17 protein-coding genes are annotated in these 23221 nt (G+C 72.4%); 7 read left to right on the top strand and 10 right to left on the bottom strand.

The window, feature by feature from the left end; translation table 11 throughout:
• Positions 1–110: 110 nt before the first annotated feature.
• The gene (locus tag B1H50_RS01260; RefSeq protein ID WP_080461969.1) at positions 111–1436 is read right to left on the bottom strand and encodes an MFS transporter; all 1326 of its coding nucleotides are present in this window, start codon (positions 1434–1436) and stop codon (positions 111–113) included.
• A gap of 296 nt (positions 1437–1732) precedes the next feature.
• On the opposite strand from B1H50_RS01260, the gene B1H50_RS01255 reads away from it, so the two are divergent.
• Positions 1733–2326, top strand: a complete 594-nt coding sequence (locus B1H50_RS01255) for a MogA/MoaB family molybdenum cofactor biosynthesis protein (protein WP_080461968.1) — start codon at positions 1733–1735, stop codon at positions 2324–2326.
• Positions 2327–2376: 50 nt separating this feature from the next.
• Here B1H50_RS01255 and mobA read toward each other — a convergent pair whose 3' ends face one another.
• Genes mobA through B1H50_RS01240 form a run of 3 tightly spaced genes read right to left on the bottom strand, consistent with a single transcriptional unit; the run spans position 2377 to position 4865 of the window.
• On the bottom strand, positions 2377–3000 hold the full coding sequence (mobA, locus tag B1H50_RS01250) for a molybdenum cofactor guanylyltransferase (protein ID WP_080461967.1): 624 nt from the start codon (positions 2998–3000) through the stop codon (positions 2377–2379).
• Positions 2997–3485, bottom strand: a complete 489-nt coding sequence (gene moaC, locus B1H50_RS01245) for a cyclic pyranopterin monophosphate synthase MoaC (RefSeq protein WP_080461966.1) — start codon at positions 3483–3485, stop codon at positions 2997–2999. The genes mobA and moaC overlap by 4 nt, the downstream gene beginning before the upstream one ends.
• Before the next feature lie 36 nt (positions 3486–3521).
• Positions 3522–4865, bottom strand: a complete 1344-nt coding sequence (locus B1H50_RS01240) for a molybdopterin molybdotransferase MoeA (RefSeq protein ID WP_080461965.1) — start codon at positions 4863–4865, stop codon at positions 3522–3524.
• Between the two features lie 77 nt (positions 4866–4942).
• Between B1H50_RS01240 and B1H50_RS01235 the strand changes: the two genes are divergently transcribed.
• Positions 4943–5425, top strand: a complete 483-nt coding sequence (locus B1H50_RS01235; protein WP_080461964.1) for a molybdenum cofactor biosynthesis protein MoaE — start codon at positions 4943–4945, stop codon at positions 5423–5425.
• Between the two features lie 48 nt (positions 5426–5473).
• Here B1H50_RS01235 and B1H50_RS01230 read toward each other — a convergent pair whose 3' ends face one another.
• The 3 genes from B1H50_RS01230 to B1H50_RS01220 form a co-directional block, all read right to left on the bottom strand.
• On the bottom strand, positions 5474–5743 hold the full coding sequence (locus B1H50_RS01230) for a MoaD/ThiS family protein (protein WP_080461963.1): 270 nt from the start codon (positions 5741–5743) through the stop codon (positions 5474–5476).
• 56 nt (positions 5744–5799) lie between these two features.
• Positions 5800–7023: a GTP 3',8-cyclase MoaA gene (gene moaA, locus B1H50_RS01225; protein ID WP_080461962.1), complete on the bottom strand. Its 1224-nt coding sequence runs from the start codon at positions 7021–7023 to the stop codon at positions 5800–5802.
• 91 nt (positions 7024–7114) lie between these two features.
• The gene (locus B1H50_RS01220) at positions 7115–7417 is read right to left on the bottom strand and encodes a DUF2249 domain-containing protein (protein ID WP_080461961.1); all 303 of its coding nucleotides are present in this window, start codon (positions 7415–7417) and stop codon (positions 7115–7117) included.
• A gap of 150 nt (positions 7418–7567) precedes the next feature.
• Between B1H50_RS01220 and B1H50_RS01215 the strand changes: the two genes are divergently transcribed.
• The 3 genes from B1H50_RS01215 to B1H50_RS01205 are packed head-to-tail and all read left to right on the top strand — an operon-like array spanning position 7568 to position 11668.
• Positions 7568–8737 (top strand): hypothetical protein, encoded by a 1170-nt coding sequence (locus tag B1H50_RS01215; protein WP_373284810.1) that lies wholly within the window; start codon positions 7568–7570, stop codon positions 8735–8737.
• A complete protein-coding gene (locus B1H50_RS01210; protein WP_229657877.1) occupies positions 8734–10209 on the top strand; it encodes a hypothetical protein in 1476 nt (491 codons plus the stop codon). Before B1H50_RS01215 ends, B1H50_RS01210 begins: the two co-directional genes overlap by 4 nt.
• Positions 10193–11668, top strand: a complete 1476-nt coding sequence (locus tag B1H50_RS01205) for a multicopper oxidase domain-containing protein (protein WP_080461960.1) — start codon at positions 10193–10195, stop codon at positions 11666–11668. Before B1H50_RS01210 ends, B1H50_RS01205 begins: the two co-directional genes overlap by 17 nt.
• An 86-nt stretch (positions 11669–11754) precedes the next feature.
• Here B1H50_RS01205 and B1H50_RS01200 read toward each other — a convergent pair whose 3' ends face one another.
• The 3 genes from B1H50_RS01200 to aroA form a co-directional block, all read right to left on the bottom strand.
• Entirely contained in the window at positions 11755–12507 is a 753-nt protein-coding gene (locus tag B1H50_RS01200) for a helix-turn-helix transcriptional regulator (protein WP_080461959.1), read from the bottom strand.
• A 197-nt stretch (positions 12508–12704) separates the two neighbouring features.
• Positions 12705–13832 carry a ribosome small subunit-dependent GTPase A gene (gene rsgA, locus B1H50_RS01195; RefSeq protein WP_080462074.1) on the bottom strand — a complete coding sequence of 376 codons (1128 nt, stop codon included), beginning with the start codon at positions 13830–13832 and terminating at the stop codon, positions 12705–12707.
• Positions 13832–15283, bottom strand: coding sequence for a 3-phosphoshikimate 1-carboxyvinyltransferase (aroA, locus tag B1H50_RS01190; RefSeq protein ID WP_080461958.1), 1452 nt, complete (start codon positions 15281–15283; stop codon positions 13832–13834). Before aroA ends, rsgA begins: the two co-directional genes overlap by 1 nt.
• Before the next feature lie 413 nt (positions 15284–15696).
• On the opposite strand from aroA, the gene rpoB reads away from it, so the two are divergent.
• Together rpoB and B1H50_RS01180 are read left to right on the top strand one after the other, a co-directional pair.
• Complete coding sequence (gene rpoB, locus B1H50_RS01185) at positions 15697–19218, top strand: DNA-directed RNA polymerase subunit beta (RefSeq protein WP_080461957.1); 3522 nt, start codon at positions 15697–15699, stop codon at positions 19216–19218.
• 19 nt (positions 19219–19237) lie between these two features.
• On the top strand, positions 19238–23194 hold the full coding sequence (locus B1H50_RS01180; RefSeq protein WP_080461956.1) for a DNA-directed RNA polymerase subunit beta': 3957 nt from the start codon (positions 19238–19240) through the stop codon (positions 23192–23194).
• Positions 23195–23221 lie beyond the last annotated feature (27 nt).

The raw sequence follows: 23221 nt of genomic DNA, 5'->3' as shown, positions 1-23221 counted from the left end.
TCTGGGGTCCTTCAGTGAGAGTGGGTGGAGTGATGGGCGGGAGGGGCGGCGCGGCCGCCCGATGCGGCCCCGTCACCGCGGATGGCTCCGGGTGCCGGAGCCGGTCGGGATCAGCCCGGGCGCTTGGCGTTCGGGCGCGCGTAGCGGATCCAGCAGATGACGGCGCACAGCGCGCAGTAGGCGGCGCAGGCGAGGAAGAAGGTCGAGGCCGGCATGGCGGCCAGCGCCACGCCGACGAGGAAGGGACCCAGGGAGGCGACGGCGGCGGTGAAGCCGATGGCGCCGCCGGCCTGGCGCTTGGGCATGATCATGGGCATCTGCTTGAAGGTGGCGGCATTGCCGACGCCCGCGAAGAAGAACATGCCCAGCAGACCGGCCATGAAGACCTTGAAGTCCCCGGCGGAGTCGATCATGGTCAGCTGCCAGCCGCAGAACCCGAGGGTCGCCGCCATGCCGATCGCGGAGACGAAGGTCCAGATGGCTCCGCCGAAGCGGTCGCACAGGGGGCCCCAGGCGAAGCGCAGCAGCGAGCCGATGAAGGTGCCCAGGAAGGCGTAGCTGGCGCCCTTGGGCAGGCCGGTGAGGCCGGCGTCGGCCAGGGCGGAGGCGGCGCCGTAGTTGTTGTTGATGATGAGGGCCGTCTGGGCGGCGAATCCGGAGAAGATGCCGAAGGTCATGATGTACAGGATCGTCATGAGCCAGGTGTCGACATTGCCGAAGATGTCCAGTTGCTCCTTGATGTTCGCCTTGACCGGCACATCCTTGAGGCAGGCGAAGGCGAGGAGGGCGGCCAGGACGGACCAGGGCAGGAAGAAGACGGTCGCGTTGACGACTATGGGGGCGCCCTCGGAATGGCGCTCCACCCAGGTCAGGCCGAACAGGGAGGTGGACATGAGGAAGGGCGCGGCGAGCTGGATGATGCCCGCGCCGATGTTGCCCAGACCTCCCTGGAGGCCCAGGGCGGTGCCGGACAGGCGCTTGGGGAAGAAGAAGCCGGTGGAGGGCATGTAGCCGGAGAACGTGGCGGCGCCGATGCCGCAGGCGAAGGCCAGGCCGAGGAGGACCCCGTAGGAGGTGGAGGGGTTCTGGACGGCGAAGAACCAGCCGAGCATCGGCAGCAGGTAGAGCAGGGAGGAGATGCCGATCATCTTGCGCGTGCCGATGGTGGCCGGCAGGAACATGTAGACCAGTCGCAGTAGGCCGCAGGACAGGCCGGGCATCGAGGTCAGCCAGTAGAGCTGGCTCTTGCTCAGCGCGAAGCCGATCTCGTTGAGGCGCGGGGCGATGGCGCTCGGCAGGAACCAGACCGTGAAGCCGAGCATGAGGGAGAAGGTGGTGATGGCCAGAGTGCGCCAGGCGATGGACGAGGACCAGTTCTCGGGCTCCTCGGGGTTCCATCCGGTGAGCGTTCGGCCGGTGGTGTCGAGCGTGGGCAAGATGTCTCCTGGGAGGTGGACGGCGTCGTCGTCGCCGGGCGCGCATCGTGATCGTTCACGGCGAATGCGCATGGCGAGCGGCCCCGCGAAGGGTGCCCGGACATGATGCCCGAAATACGCTGGAACGGCCCGGTGTAAAGGGAAAGGTGCTGGCGGGGCGGCAGAAGGGGCATGCCCTTCGAAGCGGCGCCTCTCCCCTTAAGGTCACGTATGAGTCACTTAATCGCCTCGCCCCTCCTCGCGAGACCGGTCGAGAACGGGACCGAGACCGGTCCCGGCGCCGTTACCGTGGGGCCATGAGCACTCCGACGCCCCCAGCTCCCGCCACCAGCGCCACTGTGCGCCCCGACCCCGCGTCGGCCGACGAGCCCATCGCTCAGAAGCGCCTCGCCCCCATGACCGGCACCGTGCGCGGGGCGGTCATCACCGTCTCCGACCGCTGCGCGTCCGGCTCGCGCCCGGACGAGTCCGGCCCCCTCGCGCAGCGCCTCCTGGCGGAGCACGGCGTCGTCGTCGAGGCCGTCCGCCTCATCCCCGACGGCGCCCGGGAGGTCCGCGCCGCCATCGAGGAGGCCATCGCCGACGGCGCCCGCGTTATCCTGACCACCGGCGGCACCGGCGTCACCCCCAGGGACCTGACCCCCGAGGGCACCGCCCCGCTCCTGGTCGCGCGATTGGAGGGCGTCGAGGCCCAGATCCGCTCCCACGGCCTGACCAAGACGCCGCTCGCAGGCCTGTCACGGGGATACGTGGGGGTCACCTCGCGCGGCGCCGACGGCGCCCTCGTCGTCAACGCCCCTGGCTCCAAGGGCGGGGTCAAGGACTCGATCACCGTCGTCGGGCCGCTCATCCCGCATGTGCTGGAGCAGCTCGGCGGCGGGGACCACTGAGCCGGTCCCAGCGGGAACCGCTGGGACCGGGAGGGACCTCCGGTCCCGGGTCATCCCCGCCAGGCGCGCACCTGCTCCCAGGTGTCGAGGTCCGCGGCGGCGTCGGCCGTGCCGGTCACCTCCCGCACGCGCAGCGCCCCCAGCGCCCGGCGCACGGCGACATCGCGCAGCGGTCGGCCCCCCGGCGCCACCGCCCCGCGCAGTGCGGGGGTCCGGTAGGCGCCGAGCAGGTACTGCGCGCGATCTCCGGCCCGGGCGCAGGCACCGTCGACTCCCGCGTCGGACTCCGCTGCCCGAAGCGCCCTCAGGAGCGCGGGCAGGGCGGCCGGGGCCCCGGGAGCGTCGCAGGTGAGCACGGCGGTCACCGGCGCGATCGCGGCTGTCCCGCCGCCCGCGGCCAGGGTATCGAGGCCGGCGGCGATCCCCGCCACCGGCCCGCCCAGCGGCGGGTCCTCCAGGGCCCGCAGCGCCCCCGCGGGCAGCGCCACCCCCTCGGGGGCGACGACGACGGTCCGCCCCGCGGGAATCCCCCCGCCGGCGCGCAGGGCGCCGATCCCCTCCAGGACGTGGTCGAGCAGGCGCCGACCGGCCAGGAGCACATCCGGCTTCGAGACCCCGCCCAGGCGGCGGGCGGTCCCGCCGGCGAGGATGACGGCGTCGAGCGCGGCCATCATTCCGGGCGGGTCCAGTCCCCGCTGCGACCGCCGGACTTCGCGGTGACGCGGGCGTCGGTGAGCATGACGTCGCGGTCGACGCCCTTGACCATGTCCACCACTGCCAGGCCGGCCACGGCGGCGGCGGTGAGCGCCTCCATCTCCACCCCGGTGCGGTCCGCGGTGCGCACGGTGGCGCGGATCTCCACGCCGTCGTCGACGATCCTCAGGTCCACGCTCGCCCCGTGCACGCCGATGACATGCGCCAGCGGCAGCAGCTCGGGGACGCGCTTGGCGGCGGCGATGCCGGCGATGCGCGCCGCGGCCAGCACGTCGCCCTTGGGGACGGTCCCCGCGCGCAGCGCCTCCACGATCGCCGGCGAGCAGCGCACGGTGGCCGCGGCGCTGGCCGATCGCGCGGTGGGGGCCTTCCCAGTGACATCGACCATGCGGGCGGCGCCCGAAGAGTCGAGGTGGGTCAGTCGGATGGGGGCGGGATCAGCCATCTTGGGCTCCTCTTTCAGCAATAGTTCAGCAGTGGTTCAGCAGGGGCGGGCGGAGGAGGGCAGGGGGATGAGGCCGACGACGTCGCCTCCCCGCGCCCCGGCGGAGTCCTCGTCGACGACGGCGAGGGCCACGGCGGTGCCGAGCGAGGACACGAGATGCGAGCCCGAGCCGAGCCGATGGATGGGCTCCACCCAGGGCAGGATCGGCCCCGTCCCATCGGGGGGCGCCGGCAGCGACTCGGGCAGAGGGTCCGGTGCGCCGACGACTCGCACCGGGACGTACTGGCGCCGTCCCACCGGGCCCGTCCACGCGACGGCGGCCCTCGCGTGGGAGGTGGGGGCCGCCGCAGTGGCGGGGGCCCCCGGGCGGCCGGCGAGGAGGGCGAGCGCGGGGGCGACGATGAGAGCGAAGGACACGAGCGCGCTGACCGGGTTGCCCGGCAGGCACAGCAGCGGCACCTCGCGCCCGTCGTCGGCGAGGACGGCGCCGTGCCCCTGAGGCTTTCCGGGCTGCATGGCGACCTTGGAGAGACTGAGCCGCATCCGCGCCCCGGTGCCGGCGGCGAGCATGGTGAGCGGGTCGAAGGCCCCGGCGGACACGCCGCCCGAGGTCACCACGAGGTCCGCGCCCCCGGCCGCCTCGAGGAGGGCTCGGGCCAGGTCCTCGGCGGAATCGGCGCTGCGGCGCGCGCCCGCGAGGGCGGCGCCGTGCTCGCGGATGAGGCCGGCCAGCAGCAGGGAGTTCGAGTCCGGGATCGTTCCCGGTGCGAGCCCCTGCCCCGGCTCGACGAGCTCGGCGCCGGTGGACACGATCGCCACGCGCGGACGCGGGCGGGCGAGCACCTCGTCGCGGCCCACCGAGGCGAGCGCGGAGATCGCGGTGGCGCCCAGGAGGGTCCCCGCGCCCATGACCGGGTCCCCGGCGGCGCAGCCCTCGCCGGCCCTCCTCACATGGAGGCCGACGGCAGGGGCGGCATGGATCGCGACCTCCCGGGGCAGCGGGCGCGGGCCCGGGGACTGGTCGGTGTCCTCCACCCTCACGACGGCGTCGGCGCCCTCGGGCAGCATCGCGCCGGTCATGATGCGCATCGCGGTCCCCGGGGGCAGTGGCGCCGGAGGGCTGCCCGCCGGGATATCGCCCGCCACCGGCAGGATGACGGGCGCCCGCTCGGCGGCGCCGACGGCGTCCTCCGCCCGCAGGGCGTATCCGTCCATCGCCGAGTTCGTCCAGGGCGGTACCGGCAATGCGGCGGTGACATCCTCGGCCAGGACCAGCCCATGCGCGTCCTCCAGACGTGTGGGGACAGCGCCGAGCGGGCGCAGGGCGGCCAGGGCCTCGTCGACGTAGCGCTCGGGCGTGATCATCGCGGGGCTGGGCATGGCTCCTCCTCGGGGCACTTCGGCGGGGCGGGCGGTGTAGGGTCTGGCGCGTCCATCATGCAGTCGAGGAGGGCGGGATGGCGCGCGAGGCGGACTACGGCGCTGCGCACGAGGCTACCGGTGCCACGGGCCAGGGGGGCGCGCGGATTGTGCGCGCCGAGATGACCGAGGACCCCGTGAGCGCCGCCGAGTTGGCGCGCGCCGTCGCCGATCGCGCGGCCGGGGCCGTCGTCGTCTTCGACGGAATGGTCCGCGATCACGACGACGGCCGCTCCGTGGAGTCCATCGCCTACTGCGCCCATCCGAGCGCGGGGGAGGTCATCGAGCGGATCGCCGCGGATATCGCGGCGCGCCCCGGCCTGCGCGCGCTGGCGATCGCCCACCGCACGGGCGAGCTCGCGATCGGGGACACCGCGCTGGGGGTGGCCGCCAGCGCCGACCATCGCGCCGAGGCCTTCGCCGCTGTGAGCGACGCCGTCGAGGAGGTCAAGCGCCGCCTGCCCGTGTGGAAGAACCAGCGCTTCTCCGACGGCACCACCGAGTGGAGCAACTGCGCCTGACTGGCGCGCCCGGCCTCGGGCGGGGGCCAGGGCCGGGCGGGCCCGGGCTCAGCCCCCGGCGAAGGGCGGCAGGACGTCCACCCGGTCGCCGTCCGCCAGCGGGGCCAGGGAGTCCGCGGGCGTGGACAGGCCGTTGACGAGGAAGGTCGAGATGCTGATGATCCTCGCCATCTCGACGCCGCGCCCCGCCAGCTGCTCGCGTAGGCCCGCGAGCGTGAGTGGGCCCGCGGCCTCCAGTCGCTCCTCGGCGCGGCCCGCGGCCTGGGCGGCGGCGGCGAAGTAGCGCAGCTCGATCACGGCGTGCGCGGATGCTGTCATGGTGGTCCTTCCGTGTGGCTGGGGCGGGGCGCCTGGGGCGCCGGGCGGTCCGGGCCTCATCCGCCGATGGCGGACATCGTCCGGCCCGGCCTCTCGAAGCCCGAGGGCAGCGCGCCGGGATCGTCCGACCCGTGGGCGAGGGGCTTGCGCCAGGCGGCGGCCGCCCACAGGCGCATGATGTCCTCGTCTGTCGCGCCTGAGCGCAGGGGGGCGCGCAGATCGGTCTCGGTGGTGGAGAACAGGCAGGTCATGAGGCGGCCGTCCGCGGTGATGCGGGAGCGGTCGCAGTCGGCGCAGAATGGGGCGCTCACCGAGGCGATGATGCCCATGCTCCCGGCGGGATGGGCGGCGCCGTCGTGCTCACCGGGGGCCACGCGCCACAGCGCGGCGGGGCGGCGGTCCGGGCGCCCGGCCTCCTCCAGCGCGAATCCCGCATCGGCCAGCACGGCGAGGATCCGCTCGGCGCCGACGACGTCGTCGGCGCTCCAGGACGCGCTCGGACCCAGGGGCATGTGCTCGATGAAGCGCAACTGCCACCCGCGCCGCAGGCACTCGGCGAGCAGACGGGGCGCCTGCGCGTCGAACGTGCCCGGCAGGGCGACGGCGTTGATCTTGATGGGCGCCAGGCCCGCGGCCTGCGCGGCGGTGGCCCCGGCCAGGGCGTCGTCGAGCCGGTCGCGACGGGTGAGCGCCGCGTAGGTCTCGCGGTCCAGGGCATCGATCGAGACGTTGACGCGGGCCAGGCCCGCGTCGCGCAGGGCTGCGGCGCGCTTGTCCAGCCCGAGCCCGTTGGTGGTCAACCCGATGTCCGGGACCGCGCCGTCGGGGGTGCGCAGGGCGGCGATGGCGCTGATGATCTCCTCAAGGTCCCGGCGCATGAGCGGCTCCCCGCCGGTGATGCGGATTCGCTCCACCCCCAGTCGCGTGACGGCGATGCGGGCGAGGCGGCCGATCTCGTCGGCCGTGAGCAGGAGGGGGGAGGCGAGCCAGTCCAGGCCCTGCGCGGGCATGCAGTAGGAGCAGCGCAGGTTGCAGCGATCGGTGATCGACAGGCGCAGGTCCCGCACTACGCGCCCGTAGCGGTCGGTCAGTCGGCTCGGCGGAGGGCTCGGCCGGGAGATCGCTGCGACCCCGGGCCCGCCCGCGACTGGTCCTGCGCCGGCTCCGGCGTCTGCTTCCGGGCCCACCGCGCCCGGTCCCTCGGGCGCGCGGCGCCGTGGCACCGGCAGGGGCGTCCTGCCGGTGCCGATGCCCGGGGCGAGAGCAGGGGCAGGGATCATGGAACCAAAGAATACGGGGCGCCCCCCCCCGTACGGGGACCACGACGGGACGGCCCCGCCGCGACCCCCACCTGAGGGGGTGCCGCGGGGCTCAGGCGGTGCGGCGGATCTCGACGCGCGCGTAGCCGTCCTCGGCCTCGAGCAGCTCATGGGCGAAGGAGCCGTCGAGCTGGTCGATCTGGGCCAGCAGCGGGGTGGGCACGTGCGGGGCGAGGAGGTCGAAGGACTCGCCGACCGCCAGGCTCGACGCCGCTCCCAGGACGGCGGCGTGGCGCAGGCGATGGGGGATCGCGCGGGCGTCGAGGGAGAGGCGCTCGTCGCCGCATCCGCAACCGCATTCGCAACCGCCGGACTTCTTCTCCTCGATCGGCAGGAGGCTCGGGTTCTCGCTCATGTGGTACTCCTTGGGACGCGTGGGCCGATGGGCCCGAGGGGCCATGCGGCGGCCGAATGGCTGTGATCGGCGGCCTGACGGCCACCGGGTGAGCAGGACCGCTGCTGCGGGCATTGCTCGCCTCCTCACGATTTTAATACGGTAGGACCTGTGATTAAAATCCTGGGCCGGGGCGAGCGGAGCCGCCCCGAGAGGGCGGACGGGGCGGAGAGTGCCCGGACCCCCGGGCTCGCTCCCCGCCTCCTCGCCCTGGCCATGGCCGGCGCCTGTCTGCTCACCGGCCTCGACGCCGCCCTCCTCAGGCTCAGCCTCCCCGCGCCGGTCACCGACGCGGGGCTCGCCCCGGGATCCCTCGCCTCCCTCCACGGCCCTCTCATGCTCGTGGGCTTCCTCGGCACGGTCATCTCCCTGGAGCGGGCCGTTGCCGCCAGGACATCCTGGGCCTTCCTGGCCCCGGCCGGGCTGGCCCTCGGATCGCTCCTTGGCCCAGCCGGCGCGCCGCAGACTGCCGGCCGCCTGATCATGCTTGCCGGGGCACTCGCCCTGGGCGCCATCTACATCGCCGTCCACCGCCGCGCCCCCTCAGTGGCCGGTGACGTCGAGGCCCTGGGCGCCATCGCCCTCATCCTCGGGATCCTGCTGTGGGCCGCAGGCGCCCCCATCGAGGACTGCGTCCCCCTGTGGCTCCTCCTCCCCACGCTCACGATCGTCGGCGAGCGTCTCGAGCTCGCCCGCGTCGCCTTCCTCGACGGCGTCGTCGAGACGGTCGTGGCGGCGCTGTCCGCCACCGCCCTGCTGGGAGCCTGCCTCCACCCCGCCGGGGACTGGGCCGCGATCATCATCGGCCCCGCGCTGCTCGGGCTGGCCGTGACCATGGTCTACCACGACGTGGCGCGCCGTACGATCCGCTCCCGGGGCCGGGCCGCCGGCGCCGTCCGCTTCTCCGCCGCCTCCATGCTCGCCGGCTACCTCTGGGTCGCGGTCGCCGGAGCGGTCTGGACCATCCGGGACCTGGAGGGCAACGCCTACGAGATCATCATCCACTGCCTCTGCCTGGGCTTCGCCTTCTCCATGATCCTGGCCCACGCTTCCACGATCATCCCCGCCGTCGTCCACCGGAAACTGCTCCACCACCCCCTCATGTGGTTGCCGTTCGCCCTCCTCCATGGCGGCCTGGCGCTGCGGGTGGGCGCGCTCGCGGTCGGGGCCCTGGGGCCATGGCAGGTCGGCGGCGTGGTGGGGATCATCGGGATCCTCGCCTTCATGCTCATCGCCGTCACCCGGGCGGTCTCCTCGGGCAGGATCGGGAGCCGCCCATGATGCCGTCGATCCCCATGCCCGGCCCCTCCGGCCGTGCTCCCGGCAGGCCGTCCTCCCGCCCCGGGCGTGCGGGCGGAGCCGGGGGAAGGCGCGCGGGCCGACGCGCCGCCCAGACGCGCCGCAATGGCGTCGTCCTGGCCTGGCTCGCCGCGGCGGTCGCGGTGACGGTGGGCGTCCTCGCCGGCCCGCTGGCCACCTGGGGGGCGTGGCTGCCCCTGCACATCCTGCTGCTGGGCGGCATCGGCTCGGCGATCACCACCTGGTCGGCCCACTTCGCCGACACCCTCCTCCACCGGCCCGCCTGGGGCGGCGCCGCGCTCCTCGACGCCCGGCTCGTCGCCCACGGCCTCGGCGCCATCGCCGTGCTCACCGGTATCACCGCGGGCCTGGACCGGCTCGCCCTGGCCGGTGCCGCAGTGGTCATCGCCCAGGCTCTGCTGGGCGTGGCGGCGATCATCGTCCAGCGCCGCCGCGCCGTCGCGCCTCGGATGGGGGCGCTCGCCCTCCACTACGCCGTCGCCCTCGTCGCCCTGGCCACGGGCGCCCTCCTCGGCTGGCTCACCAGCTGGGCGGGGGAGCGCGGCGGAGGCGGCAGTGCGGTCGGAGCAGTCGGCTCGCGCCTGGTCGACGCCCTCTACATCGCCCATACGACGACGATGCTCCTGGGCTTCGTGGGCATCACGGTGCTGGGCACCCTCACCGTCCTGTGGCCCACGATGCTGCGCACCCGCATGGAGCCCGACGCCCCGCGCCGGGCGGTCCGGGGACTGCCGGTCCTCGTGGTGGGGACCGCGCTCGTCGCCGGCAGCGGCACATGGGCGCCGCTCGGGGCGCTCGGGGTGGCGATCTACCTGCTGGGCGCCGCGAGCGTCCTCGGCCCCGCGCTGCGCACCGCCCGGCGCGTGCCCCCGAACTCCTACGCCACTGCCTCCACTGCGGCCGCTATCTGCTGGTTCATCGCCGGCGTCGTCCTGCTCGGCAGTGGGATCGTGGAGGCCCTGGCCGACGGTGCGCAAGGCGCCGGTGCAGCCTCCCAGGCCGCCGCCGTGCGCCAGGCGATCCACGCCCTGCGCCTCCCCCTGGCCGCGGGCTTCGCCCTCCAGGTGCTGATCGGGGCCCTGTCCTATCTCACGCCCGTCATGCTCGGCGGTGGTCCCGCCGCCACGCGCGCCACCAACGCCATCCTCGATCGCGCCGCCTCCTACCGCGTCACCGCCGCCAACGCCGGGCTGCTCATCGCCCTCGCCCCCGTCCTGACGACGCCGATGCGCCTGTCCGGGGCCCTGCTGGCGGGCGCGCTCGCGGCCGCTGTGCCGGTGGGCATGGCGCGATGCGCGCTCGAGCTGCGGCCCCATGGCACCAGTGATCCGGCCCGCGGCCCCCATCGCTCCAGCCGCGCCCATCCCATCCCCTCACGACCCGCGTCCGCGGGCGCCCCCACCACCGGAGAGCACCATGACCGATGTCCCTGAGAAGCCGAGCGCTCCCAGCGCTCCCGGAGCCACCAGTGCCCCCGGTGCGCCGAGTGTCCCCGGCGCCTCCAAGGCCGCGGGCGCCCTTCCCGCTCGCGCCCTCGACCGGCGCGGGGCGCTCCTCGGCGTGGCCACCGCTGGCGCGGCCGCCGTCGTCGGCACGGCGATCCACGCGTGGGACGGTGCCTCCCAGGGCGGCGCCACCGGTTCCGCACGCACCACCGAGGTCACGGTCACCGTCGAGGGAATGCGCTTTGTGCCCGACACGATCGACGTTGCCGGCGGGAACCGGCTCGTCATCACTCTGGAGAACACCGGCGACCAGGTCCATGACCTCGTCCTGGCCGGCGGCGCCACCACCGGGCGCGTTGCGGCGGGCGCCAGCGCACGGGTCGACGCCGGTGTCATCACCGGGCCCGTCGAGGGCTGGTGCTCCATCGCCGGGCACCGCGCCCAGGGCATGGTCCTGCGCATCACCGCCGACGGGCAGGCGACGGGCACGGCCCAGTCGAGCCAGGCGGCCACCGGCCACGGCGCGCACGGCTCGGCGTCAGATGGCCCGAGCGCCACCCCGAACCTCGAGGCGCCCCTGCCCGACGGCTTCACCCCCTTCGACGCCGTCCTCGCTCCCGCGCCCGCAGGGACCGTTCACCAGCACACCTTCACCGTCACCGAGGTGCCCGGTGCCTACGTGGGCGCGGGCGTCACCCAGACCCGCTGGACCTTCAACGGCACGGCCCCCGGCCCCGTTCTGCGCGGCAAGGTGGGGGACGCATTCGAGATCACGCTGGTCAACAACGGCTCCATGAGCCATTCCATCGACTTCCACGCCGGGATCGTCTCCCCGGACGCGGTCATGCGCTCCATCAATCCCGGGGAGTCGCTCGTCTACTCCTTCACCGCCGAGCACGCCGGCATCTGGCTGTACCACTGCTCGACGGCGCCTATGAGCGTCCACCTGGCCTCCGGTATGCACGGCGTCGTCATCATCGATCCCGACGGGCTCGATGCCGTGGACCGCGAGTATGTCCTCATCCAATCCGAGATCTACTTGGGGCCCGAGGGCGGGCAGGCCGACGCCGCGAAGGTGTCGGCCAAGACCCCGGATCTCATGTGCTTCAACGGGGTCGCCTTCCAGTACGCCCTCCAGCCTCTCCAGGCCCGGGCGGGGGAGCGGGTGCGCTTCTGGGTGATGGACGCGGGCCCCTCCCTGCCCACCTCCTTCCACGTGGTGGGCCTCCAGTTCGACACGGTGTTCTTCGAGGGGGCCTACCAGCTGGGCGGCCCCGACGGCGTCGGCCGCTCCTGGAGGGGCGGCTCGCAGGCACTCGGCCTCCAGCCGGCGCAGGGCGGCTTCGTGGAGGCCGTGGTGCCGGCGGCCGGTAGCTACGCGGTGGTGACGCACGCCTTCGCGGATATGGATAAGGGCGCCAAGGCGATCCTCAAGACGAGCGACTAGACGACGGCCCGGGCAGGCTCCCGGTGGGCGGCCGGTCCCTCCTCCACGGGTCTTGCGCGGGGGCGGTCTCGGGGAGCCCCGGGGGATCAGTCCTCGAAACGGGCGTGGCAGCCGTCGTCGAGCAGGGGGTAGACGGCGAGCAGGGGGCGGTCCCCGTGGTCGGGCTCCTCCTCGGGCAGCGCCGGCAGCAGGCCCTGCCGCCGGGCGACGGCGTTGAGGAATCCCTCGTGCATCACGCAGACCAGCGGGTGGGGCGCGCGGGACCGGGTGACGAGCGGGCAGGCCTTGAGGACGACCTTCTCGCCCTCGATCTGCGGGGCGAAGCCCATGAGGGCGAGGTCGGGGAGGAGCGCGGCGAGCCGGTCCGAGACGCTGGCGCCCGGCGGCAGGGACTCGTTGCCGGCCGGCGCGGGGCTCATCTCGGCCCAGCGGCGCCCGACGCGCAGGGCGATGCTCTGGGCCTCCGGACCGGTTCCGAAGGTTTCGACGATGGCATCGAGGAGGGTGAGGTAGGAGTCGATGACGATCATCGGGTCGGGGGAGACCGCCGTGTACAGCAGCGCGGGCCGGCCCCTCCTGCCCGTGGGACGCGTCGAGGCCGTCACGAAGCCCGCCTCCACGAGCGCGTCGAGGTGCTCGCGGACCGTGTTGTGGTGGAGCTCGAGTCGGTCGGCCAGTTCGGCGGCGGTCAGGGGGGCGGTGGAGGCCTCGACGAGCTCGAGGACCCGGCGGCGCGCCACGGTGAGGTCGGCTCGGGCAGACAGATCCGACCAAGTGGGACGGGGCAGGAGCTCAGCCGTGGGATCAGGAGCGGCTGGTGCCGCTGGCGAGTCGGGCATGGGGGAAGCCTATGACTTGCCGCAGGTCGGAACACAGTCTCCAAGGTCCCGGAAGTGCCGCTGTCACGGGGCTTCATCATTCGGCTTTGGAGCGGGCCTCGCGAGTCATGGCTCGGTACGGGGCCAGGGGCGGATGGGCGTCGATCGCCGGGAGGGCTCGTCGGCGGGTGAGGAGATCGTCGTGCTCGCCTCAGCGCTCATCTCGACACCGGCCTGGCGGGGTCCCCGGCCAGGCGGGAGGGGACCAGGAGACGGCGGAAGGAGTCGACCCTGGCCGGGCGCGTCCCCGGTCCGGCCCCGTACTGATGCGCCCCATGCGTCGGGGCCCGGCCGTCGTCGGCCTCCCCGGCGGCCCAGTCGTCGATGGCGCAGTCGATGGCGCCGGTCTCGTGGGTGCAGCCGCGGGGGCAGTCCTCGGCCACGGCGGCCAGGTCGGGGAAGCCGCGCAGGACGTCGGCGCTGGAGACATGCGAGACGCCGAAGGAGCGCACCCCGGGGGTGTCGATGACCCAGCCGCTGCCGGGCAGCTCGAGGGCCTGCAGGTTCGTGGATGTGTGCCGGCCCCGGCCGGTGACCTCGTTGACGCGCCCGGTGGCGCGGTGCGCTCCGGGCACGAGGGCGTTGATGAGAGTCGATTTGCCGACACCCGAGTGGCCGACGAACACGGCGGTCCGCCCTTCGATGGCCTCGCGCACGGCGTCCACGCCCTCTCCGGCGCAGGAGGCCTCGGCGCGCGAGGCCGCATCGAGGCTGGTGGGTAGGGAGCGCACGCCGAGGGGCTCGTAGAGGGCGAGCAGTGCCGAGGCGTCGGCGAGATCGGATTTCGTCAGGACGAGAAGGGGCTCCATACCGGCGTCGTAGGCCGCCACGAGGTAGCGGTCGATCATACGGGGGCGCGGCTCGGGGTCGGCCGCCGCGGTGACGATGACGAGTATGTCCGCGTTGGCGACGATGGGACGCTCGGTGCCGACGGCGTCGCCGTCGTCGGCGCTGCGGCGCAGGAGCGTGCGGCGCTCCTCGATGCGCACCAGACGGGCGAGGGTGCCGTCGCGGCCGCTGAGATCCCCGACGACGGCCACTCGGTCCCCGACGACGATTTTCCCCCGCCCGAGCTCGCGGGCCTTCATAGCGGTGATATCGCCCGCGGCGTCGAGTGTGGGGGAGGGGTCGGCCAGGCGGATGCGGTAATGGCCCCGGTCGATGCGGGTGACCATGCCCTCGGCGGCGTCGGCATGGGCCGGGCGCTGCTTGGTGCGCGGCCGTGATCCCCGTCCCGGGCGCACGTGGACGCGGGGGTCGTCGGTGCCGATGTCGCGGCGGGCCATCAGCGCGCCTCCCGCCCGGGGGCGGCCGGTGGGGCGCCGGCGAGCATCCGCTCCCACAGCCCGATGAAGCCCGGGAGGGTCTTGGAGGTGCAGGCGACGTCGTCGAGCCGCACCCCGGGGACGACCAGCCCGATGATCGCAGCGAAGGTCGCCATGCGGTGGTCCGCGTAGGAGTGGAGCAGGGCCGGGCGCAGCCGGGCTCCGGCGGTCATGGCGCCGACCTCGATGCCGTCCGCGGTCTCGCGGGCCGGGGCGCCGAGCCTGCGGGCCTCGGCGACGATCGCGGTGAGTCGGTCCGTCTCATGCCCGCGCAGGTGCGCGATGCCCCTCAGCCGTGAGGCGCGGCCCTGGGCGGAGGCGAGGACGGCCAGGGCCGCGACGGTGGGCGCGAGCTCACCGACGGCGGAGAGATCGGCGTCGATACCCGCCAGTTCCCCGGTGCCGGCGGCCTCGAGGGCGGGGGCGCCGTTCGAGTCCCGGATGAGCCGGGTGGTCCCGCCGAGCCGGGGCAGGAGACTCCGCCAGGCGTCGCCGGCCTGGGTGGTGCGGGCCGGCCAGTGGGGCACGCTCACGCTCCCGCCCGCCACGAGAGCGGCGGCGAGGAAGGGACCGGCGTTGGACAGGTCCGGCTCGATGGTGATCCTGGCGCCCGCGGGCCGACCGGGCGCCACCGCCCAGGTGCGCTCGCCCTCGGGAATGCCTGCGGCGGGCTCTTCGACTCGTACTCCCCGCTCCCGCAGCGAGGCCACGGTCATGGCCGCATGCGGCAGGGAGGGCACGTGCCCCGTCGGGGTGATCCGCGCGCCGCCGGGCAGCAGGGGGGCGGCGAGCAGGAGCGCGGAGAGGAACTGGGAGGAGGCGGTCGAGTCGATGGCGAGGTCCCGGGGCCCGGTCCCCGCTCCCACCACCGCGTTGTCCGGGGCCCCCGGGGTGATGAGGACGGGAAGGAAGCCGGGCGCGGCCAGGTAGTCGACTCGCGCTCCGAGGGCGGAGACGGTGTCGAGCAGTGGTCTGAGCGGGCGGGATCGGGCGGCCTTGTCGCCGTCGAGGAGGACGGGGGCGTCGGCGAGCGCGGCCAGCGGCGCGATGAAGCGCATGACGGTGCCCGCCAGGCCGCAGTCGATGCGCGCGGGGGCGCTGGCGGTCGCCTCGGATGTCGGGCGCGCGGACCGGCTGACGGGGAACGGGATCGGCGCCGGGGTGACGCGCAGGCGCGTGGGGGAGCTGTCCTCCTCGAAGCGCGCGCCGAGCGTGGTCAGGGCGGCGATCATGAGATCGGTGTCGCGAGCGCGCAGGACGCCGGCCAGCGTGCTGGGCCCGGCCGCGGTGGCTGCCAGCACGAGCGCCCGCGCGGTCAGCGACTTCGAGCCCGGCAGCTCCACGACGGCGTTGAGCGGCCCCATGGCGCGCGGCGCGGCCCAGGCGGGGGCGTTGGTCGGCTCGTCATGCACGGGGCAGACTCTACGGCGACTCCATGGGGATGTCGGTGAGGCGGATGGGCCGCCCGCCGCTCGGGTCACCGCCCCCAATGCCGCACTCGCCCGCTCAGCCACCCACCATCCGCCTCGATCCTCGCCAGCGGGTGGGGAATCCCCCTTCGCGGTGGGGCAGTATGCGCGACTGTGGCGGGAATCGCAAGATCGAGTCCTGTCTCGATGTGGAAGGCGAAAAACCCGCCGTGTACGCTAGCGCTTTGCGTCCAGTATGCGTGCTGTCCTCGATGGCCCCCTCGGACGGCGCGGCCAGGGCCTGCCACGAGCCCTGCCATGATCAGCCCATGATCAGCGTCGTTCTGGGGGAGAGTCGGTGCCGGCCACGCCGTCGGACGCGAGAGTGATCCCCGGACTGAGGGAAGGATCCCCACTTGGCTGCCTCGCGCACCTCTGCACCCACTGCCGCTGACATCGCCGCGCGCACCGCGTCACGGCGCATCAACTTCGCGAAGATCCCCGAGCCCTTGCAGGCTCCCAACCTCCTCGCCCTGCAGACCGAGTCCTTCGACTGGCTCGTCGGCAACGAGAAGTGGCGCGCCCGCGTCAACGCCGCCAACGCCGCCCGCCCCGGCTCCCTGCCCGAGACCTCGGGCCTGGAGGAGATCTTCGACGAGATCTCCCCGATCGAGGACTTCGGCGAGACCATGGCGCTGTCGTTCCACGATCACCGCTTCGAGGAACCCAAGTACACCGCTGAGGAGTGCCAGGAGAAGGACCTGACCTACTCCGCCCCCCTGTACGTGGTGGCCGACTTCGAGAACTTCTCCACCGGCGAGATCAAGTCCCAGACCGTCTTCATGGGCGACTTCCCCCTCATGACGGACAAGGGCACCTTCATCGTCAACGGCTCCGAGCGCGTCGTCGTCTCCCAGCTCGTGCGCTCCCCGGGGGTCTACTTCGAGCGCACCACCGAGAAGACCACTGACAAGTACGTCTACAACGTCAAGTTCATCCCCTCGCGCGGCGCCTGGCTGGAGTTCGAGATCGACAAGTCGGACCGCGTCGCCGTGCGCATCGACCGCAAGCGCAAGCAGGACATCACCGTCTTCCTGCTCGCCCTGGGCATGGACGAGGCGGAGATCCGCAAGGAGTTCGCCGACTACCCCGCGTTGACCGTCGCCCTGGACGAGGACCGCAAGATCATCACCCAGGACGAGGCCCTGCTCGACATCTACAAGAAGATCCGCCCCGGCGAGCCGCCGAGCGTCGAGGCCGGCCGCACCCTCATCGAGAACTTCTACTTCAACCCCAAGCGCTACGACTTGGCCAAGGTCGGCCGCTACAAGATCAACAAGAAGCTGGGCCTGGACGCGGAGCTGACCGACTCGGTGCTGCGCATCGAGGACATCACCGCTGCGATCAAGTACCTGCTCGCCCTGCACGCCGGCGCCGAGACGATCGAGGGTCTGCGCGGTGGCGAGATCGTGGACATGCCGGTGGAGTACGACGACATCGACCACCTCGGCAACCGCCGCATCCGCGCCGTCGGAGAGCTCATCCAGGCGCAGGTGCGCACCGGCATGAGCCGCATGGAGCGCCAGGTGCGCGAGCGCATGACCACCCAGGACGTCGAGGCCATCACGCCGAACACTCTCATCAATATCCGGCCCGTGACGGCCGCGATCAAGGAGTTCTTCGGGACCTCCCAGCTGAGCCAGTTCATGGACCAGAACAACCCCCTGGCCGGCATGACGCACAAGCGCCGCCTGTCCGCCCTCGGCCCCGGGGGCCTGTCCCGCGAGCGCGCCTCCATGGAGGTCCGCGACGTCCACGCCTCGCACTACGGGCGCATGTGCCCCATCGAGTCCCCCGAGGGCCCGAACATCGGCCTCATCGGCTCACTGGCGACCTTCGCCCGCATCAACCCCTTCGGCTTCATCGAGACCCCGTACCGAGTGGTCAAGGACGGCCTGGTCACCGACGAGACCCACTACCTGACCGCCGACGACGAGGACCGCCACGTCATCGCCCAGGCCAATGTGGAGCTCACGGCGGAGGGGCGCTTCGCCGAGGACCACGTCCTGTGCCGCGTCACCGGCGGCGAGCCCGCCCTGGTTCCCGCGGACCAGGTGGACCTCATGGACATCTCCGCGCGCCAGATGGTATCCGTGGGCACCTCGCTCATCCCCTTCCTGGAGCACGACGACGCCAACCGCGCCCTCATGGGCGCCAACATGCAGCGCCAGGCCGTGCCGCTCATCCGCCCCGACGCCCCCCTCGTGGGCACGGGCATGGAGCGCCGCACCGCCGTCGACGCCGGGGATGTCCTCGTGGCCTCCAAGGCGGGCGTCGTCACCGAGGTCTGCGCGGACTTCGTGCGCGTGGCCAACGACGACGGCACCGAGACGGTCTACAAGGTCGCCAAGTTCCTGCGCTCCAACCAGGGCAACTGCTACAACCAGCGCGTCGTGGCCTCCGAGGGCGAGCGCGTGGAGGAGGGCACCGTCCTGGCCGACGGCCCCGCCACCGCCGAGGGCGACCTCGCCCTGGGCCAGAACCTCCTGGTGGCCTTCATGACCTGGGAGGGCCTCAACTTCGAGGACGCCATCATCCTGTCCCAGCGGGTCGTCTCCGAGGACATCCTGACCTCCATCCACATCGAGGAGCACGAGGTCGACGCCCGGGACACCAAGCTGGGCGCCGAGGAGATCACCCGGGACATCCCCAACGTCTCCGAGGAGACCCTGGCCAACCTCGACGAGCGCGGCATCATCCGCATCGGTGCCGAGGTCCGCAGCGGTGACATCCTCGTCGGCAAGGTCACCCCCAAGGGGGAGACCGAGCTGACCAGCGAGGAGCGCCTCCTGCGCGCCATCTTCGGTGAGAAGGCCCGCGAGGTGCGCGACACCTCCCTGCGCGTCCCCCACGGCGAGTACGGCATCGTCACCGGCGTGCGCGAGTTCGACGCCGCCAGCGAGGACGCCGAGCTGCCCGCCGGCGTCAACCGCATGGTGCGCGTCTACATCGCCCAGCGCCGCAAGATCACCGTCGGCGACAAGCTCTCGGGCCGCCACGGCAACAAGGGCGTCATCTCCAAGATCCTCCCCGTGGAGGACATGCCCTTCCTCGCCGACGGCACCCCCGTCGATGTCATCCTCAACCCCCTGGGCGTGCCCAGCCGCATGAACATCGGCCAGGTCCTCGAGCTCCACCTGGGCTGGGTGGCCTCCCGCGGATGGGACGCCACGGCGGCCCGCGAGGCGGGCGAGGAGTGGGCCCTGCGCCTGCCGGATAACGGCGTGACCGCCGGGCCGCGCACCCCCGTGGCCACACCGGTCTTCGACGGCGTGCGCGACGACGAGCTCATGGGTCTGCTGGACTCCACCATCCCGGGCGCCGACGGCGAGCAGCTCGTCGCCCCCAATGGCAAGGCCCGGCTCTTCGACGGCCGCTCCGGCGAGGCCTTCCCGTACCCGGTCTCGGTCGGCTACATGTACATCCTCAAGCTCCACCACCTCGTGGATGACAAGATCCACGCCCGCTCCACGGGTCCGTACTCGATGATCACGCAGCAGCCGCTGGGCGGTAAGGCCCAGTTCGGCGGTCAGCGCTTCGGGGAGATGGAGGTGTGGGCCATGGAGGCGTACGGCGCCGCCCACGCCCTCCAGGAGCTGCTCACCGTCAAGTCCGACGACGTCGTGGGCCGGGTCAAGGTCTACGAAGCCATCGTCAAGGGTGAGGACATCCCCGAGCCCGGCATCCCCGAGTCCTTCAAGGTGCTCATGAAGGAGATGCAGTCCCTGTGCCTGAACGTCGAGGCACTGGACGCCGAGGGCAATGTCATCGGCCTGGACGACGCCGACGACGACGGCCGCCGCGCCTCCGAGGAGCTCGGCTTCGACCTGGGCCGCCGCCCGGGCGGGGCCATGGCCTCCACCATCGACGAGATCTGACCCATCGGAAGTAGGAACTGTGCTCGACGCCAACGTCTTCGATCGCATCCAGCTCGGACTGGCCACCGCGGAGGACATCAAGTCCTGGTCGCACGGTGAGGTCAAGAAGCCCGAGACCATCAACTACCGCACGCTCAAGCCGGAGAAGGACGGCCTGTTCGGCGAGCAGATCTTCGGCCCCACCAGGGACTGGGAGTGCGCCTGCGGCAAGTACAAGCGCGTGCGCTACAAGGGCATCGTCTGCGAGCGCTGCGGTGTGGAGGTCACCCGCTCTAAGGTGCGCCGCGAGCGGATGGCCCACATCAAGCTGGCCGCCCCCGTCACCCACATCTGGTACTTCAAGGGCGTTCCCTCGCGCCTGGGGTACCTGCTCAACCTCGCCCCCAAGGACCTGGAGAAGGTCATCTACTTCGCGGCCTACATGGTGACCGAGGTCGATGAGGAGGGCCGCCACGACGACCTGCCCTCCCTGCGCTCCGAGTTCGAGGTGAAGAAGAAGCACGTCGAGCAGGTCGGCGAGGCCGATGTCGAGGCCCGCCAGCGCCGCCTGGAAGAGGATTTGGCCGCCGCCGAGGCGGAGGGTGCCGAGGCCTCCCAGCGCGACAAGCTCCGCAAGGCCGCCGAGCGCGAGATGGGCGCCATGCGCCGCAAGAACCAGCGGACGCTGGAGCACATGGACAAGGTCTGGGATCGCTTCGTGGGCCTCAAGGTCGGGGACCTCGAGGGCGATGAGGTCCTCTACCGCGACATGCAGGCGGACTACGGCATCTACTTCAAGGGGGCCATGGGCGCCCAGGCCATTCAGGATCGCCTGCGCGGCTTCGACCTGGAGGCGGAGGCCGAGGCCCTGTCCGAGGTGGTCGCCTCCGGTGCCGGGCAGCGCAAGACCCGCGCCATCAAGCGCCTCAAGGTCATCAACGCCTTCCGCATGACCGGCACCAAGCCGGAGTCGATGGTCCTGGACAACATCCCGGTCATCCCGCCGGACCTGCGCCCCATGGTGCAGCTCGACGGTGGCCGCTTCGCCACCTCGGACCTCAATGACCTCTACCGCCGCGTCATCAACCGCAACAACCGCCTCAAGCGGCTCATGGACTTGGGCGCCCCGACGATCATCGTCAACAACGAGAAGCGCATGCTCCAGGATGCCGTCGACGCCCTCTTCGACAACGGCCGCCGCGGCCGTCCCGTCTCCGGCGTGGGCAATCGCCCGCTGAAGTCCCTGTCCGACATGCTCAAGGGCAAGCAGGGCCGCTTCCGCCAGAACCTCCTGGGCAAGCGCGTGGACTACTCGGGCCGCTCCGTCATCGTGGTGGGCCCCCAGCTCAAGCTCCACCAGTGCGGCCTGCCCAGCCAGATGGCCCTGGAGCTGTTCAAGCCCTTCGTCATGAAGCGGCTCGTCGAGCTCAAGGAGGCCCAGAACGTCAAGGCCGCCAAGCGGATGGTGGAGCGCGCCAACCCGAAGGTCTGGGACGTCCTGGCCGAGGTCATCCGCGAGCACCCCGTGCTGCTCAACCGCGCCCCCACCCTCCACCGCCTGGGCATCCAGGCCTTCGAGCCCCAGCTCATCGAGGGCAAGGCCATCCAGCTGCACCCCCTCGTGTGCGGCGCCTTCAACGCGGACTTCGACGGCGACCAGATGGCGGTCCACCTGCCGCTGGGCGCCGAGGCCTCCGCAGAGGCCCGCATCCTCATGCTCTCGTCCAACAACATCCTCAAGCCCTCCGACGGGCGCCCCGTGACCATGCCCAGCCAGGACATGATCATCGGCACCTACTACCTCACCCAGGAGCCCGACCCGGCCGTCGAGGTCGCCAAGGACGCCGACGGCGAGGAGATCGTCCCGGCCTTCTCCTCCTTCGCGGAGGCGGTCATGGCGCACGATTTCGGCAAGCTCGATGTCAACGCCACCTGCGATATCCGCTTCACCGAGGGGATCGTCGCCCCCGAGGGGTGGCAGGCCCCCGAGGGCTGGAGCGAGGGCGACCCGATCACCCTGCGCACCTCGTTGGGCCGGGCCCTGTTCAACACGGCGCTGCCCGAGGCCTTCCCCTACGTGAACTACACAGTGGACAAGAAGGCCCTGGGCAATATCGTCAACACCCTGGCCGAGTCCTTCCCGCGCGTGGACGTGGCCGCCTCCCTCGACATGCTCAAGTCGAACGGCTTCTACTGGTCCACCTGGTCCGGCATCACGGTCGCCTTCGCCGACGTCGTCTCCCCGCAGGCCAAGGCGGAGATCCTGGCCCGCCACGAGGCCGAGGCCGCCCAGATCGAGGAGCAGTTCGACCTCGGCGCGCTGACCGAGGAGGACCGCTACTCCTCGCTCATCGACATCTGGACCAAGGCCACGGCCGAGGTCGCCGAGGCCATGCGCGAGAACTTCCCGCACCGCAACACCGTCTACCAGATGGTGGTCTCCGGGGCGCGAGGCAACTGGGACCAGATCCGTCAGCTCGCCGGCATGCGCGGCCTGGTGGCGGACCCGAAGCAGCGCCTCATCGACCGCCCCATCAAGTCGAACTACCGCGAGGGCCTGAGCGTCCTGGAGTACTTCATCGCCACGCACGGCGCCCGCAAGGGCCTGGCGGACACCGCTCTGCGGACCGCCGACTCCGGCTACCTCACCCGCCGCCTCGTCGACGTGTCCCAGGACGTCATCGTGCGCGAGGACGACTGCGGCACCCGCAAGGGCCTCGCCAAGCGCCTTTTCACCTGGAAGGACGCCGACGGCGAGCGCTTCAAGGACGTCTCGGAGATCCTCGACACCACGGTCATCGGCACCACCGCGGCCCGGGACGTCGTCGATGCCGAGGGCAATGTCATCATTCCCGCCGGTGCTGACATCGGCACCGCCGAGGCCAACGCCGCGATCGAGGCCGGCATCGAAGAGGTCACGGTCCGTTCTGTGCTGACCTGCGACTCCGCCGTCGGCACCTGCGCTGCCTGCTACGGCCGCTCCCTGGCCACCGGCAAGCGCGTGGACATCGGCGAGGCCGTGGGCATCATCGCCGCCCAGTCCATCGGCGAGCCCGGCACGCAGCTGACGATGCGCACCTTCCACACCGGTGGCGCCGCCGGCGCCGCGGACATCACGCAGGGCCTTCCCCGCGTGCAGGAGCTCTTCGAGGCCCGCACCCCCAAGGGCGAGGCCGTCGTGGCCGAGGCCGCGGGCACGCTGGCCATCGAGCAGGACGCCGACGGCAAGCGCCTGATCATCAAGCGCGACGACGGCGAGGAGGACCTCGTGGTCCCCGTCTCCTCGCGCCGCCGCCTCCTGGTGGTCGACGGCCAGCACCTCGAGCCCGGCCAGGCTCTCACCGAGGGCCCGGTGGACCCCAAGAAGATCCTGCGCCTGCGCAGCGTCGGCGCCACCCAGCGCCACCTCGTGGACGAGGTCCAGGAGGTCTACCGCTCCCAGGGCGTGGACATCCACTCCAAGCACATCGAGGTCATCGTGCGCCAGATGCTGCGTCGCGTGACCGTGCTCGACCCGGGCGATACCACGCTCCTGCAGGGCGACCTCGTGGACGTCATGACCTACCGCTCGGAGAACCGCCGCGTCGTGGCCGAGGGCGGTAAGACCGCCTCCGGGCGCACCGAACTCATGGGCATCACCAAGGCCTCCCTGGCCACGGACTCCTGGCTGAGCGCCGCCTCCTTCCAGGAGACCACGCGCGTGCTCACCGAGGCCGCCATGAACGGCAAGTCCGACCCGCTGGTGGGGCTGAAGGAGAACGTCATCCTGGGCAAGCTCATCCCCGCCGGCACGGGCCTGGCCCGCTACTCGGACATCGAGGTGGAGCCCACCGAGGAGACGAGGGCGGAGGTCTTCTCCCGCACCGGCTTCTCCGAGGACATGTTCGGCGTGGGGGAGAGTATCGCGCTGGACGACTTCTCCTTCGGCGGCGACTTCCGCGCGGATTTCTCCGACGATTTCCGCACGGGTTTCAACAGCCAGGACGTGGAGTTCTGACCGCCCCCAGGGCGCGGAGAGCTCTTT

Origin of the sequence: Actinomyces gaoshouyii (assembly GCF_002072175.1) — a bacterium.
GTDB classification, from domain to species: domain Bacteria; phylum Actinomycetota; class Actinomycetes; order Actinomycetales; family Actinomycetaceae; genus Actinomyces; species Actinomyces gaoshouyii.
The sequence above is the reverse complement of the archived record's forward strand: the minus strand, read 5'-3'. Positions and strand labels throughout refer to the sequence as shown.

Bases quoted from the DNA above. Each gene is read 5' to 3' on its own strand.
- B1H50_RS01255 (WP_080461968.1), top strand. From the start codon at position 1,733: ATGAGCACTCCGACGCCCCCAGCTCCCGCCACCAGCGCCACTGTGCGC.
- mobA (WP_080461967.1), bottom strand. From the start codon at position 3,000: ATGATGGCCGCGCTCGACGCCGTCATCCTCGCCGGCGGGACCGCCCGC.
- moaC (WP_080461966.1), bottom strand. From the start codon at position 3,485: ATGGCTGATCCCGCCCCCATCCGACTGACCCACCTCGACTCTTCGGGC.
- B1H50_RS01240 (WP_080461965.1), bottom strand. From the start codon at position 4,865: ATGCCCAGCCCCGCGATGATCACGCCCGAGCGCTACGTCGACGAGGCC.
- B1H50_RS01235 (WP_080461964.1), top strand. From the start codon at position 4,943: ATGGCGCGCGAGGCGGACTACGGCGCTGCGCACGAGGCTACCGGTGCC.
- B1H50_RS01230 (WP_080461963.1), bottom strand. From the start codon at position 5,743: ATGACAGCATCCGCGCACGCCGTGATCGAGCTGCGCTACTTCGCCGCC.
- moaA (WP_080461962.1), bottom strand. From the start codon at position 7,023: ATGATCCCTGCCCCTGCTCTCGCCCCGGGCATCGGCACCGGCAGGACG.
- B1H50_RS01220 (WP_080461961.1), bottom strand. From the start codon at position 7,417: ATGAGCGAGAACCCGAGCCTCCTGCCGATCGAGGAGAAGAAGTCCGGC.
- B1H50_RS01210 (WP_229657877.1), top strand. From the start codon at position 8,734: ATGATGCCGTCGATCCCCATGCCCGGCCCCTCCGGCCGTGCTCCCGGC.
- B1H50_RS01205 (WP_080461960.1), top strand. From the start codon at position 10,193: ATGACCGATGTCCCTGAGAAGCCGAGCGCTCCCAGCGCTCCCGGAGCC.
- B1H50_RS01200 (WP_080461959.1), bottom strand. From the start codon at position 12,507: ATGCCCGACTCGCCAGCGGCACCAGCCGCTCCTGATCCCACGGCTGAG.
- rsgA (WP_080462074.1), bottom strand. From the start codon at position 13,832: ATGGCCCGCCGCGACATCGGCACCGACGACCCCCGCGTCCACGTGCGC.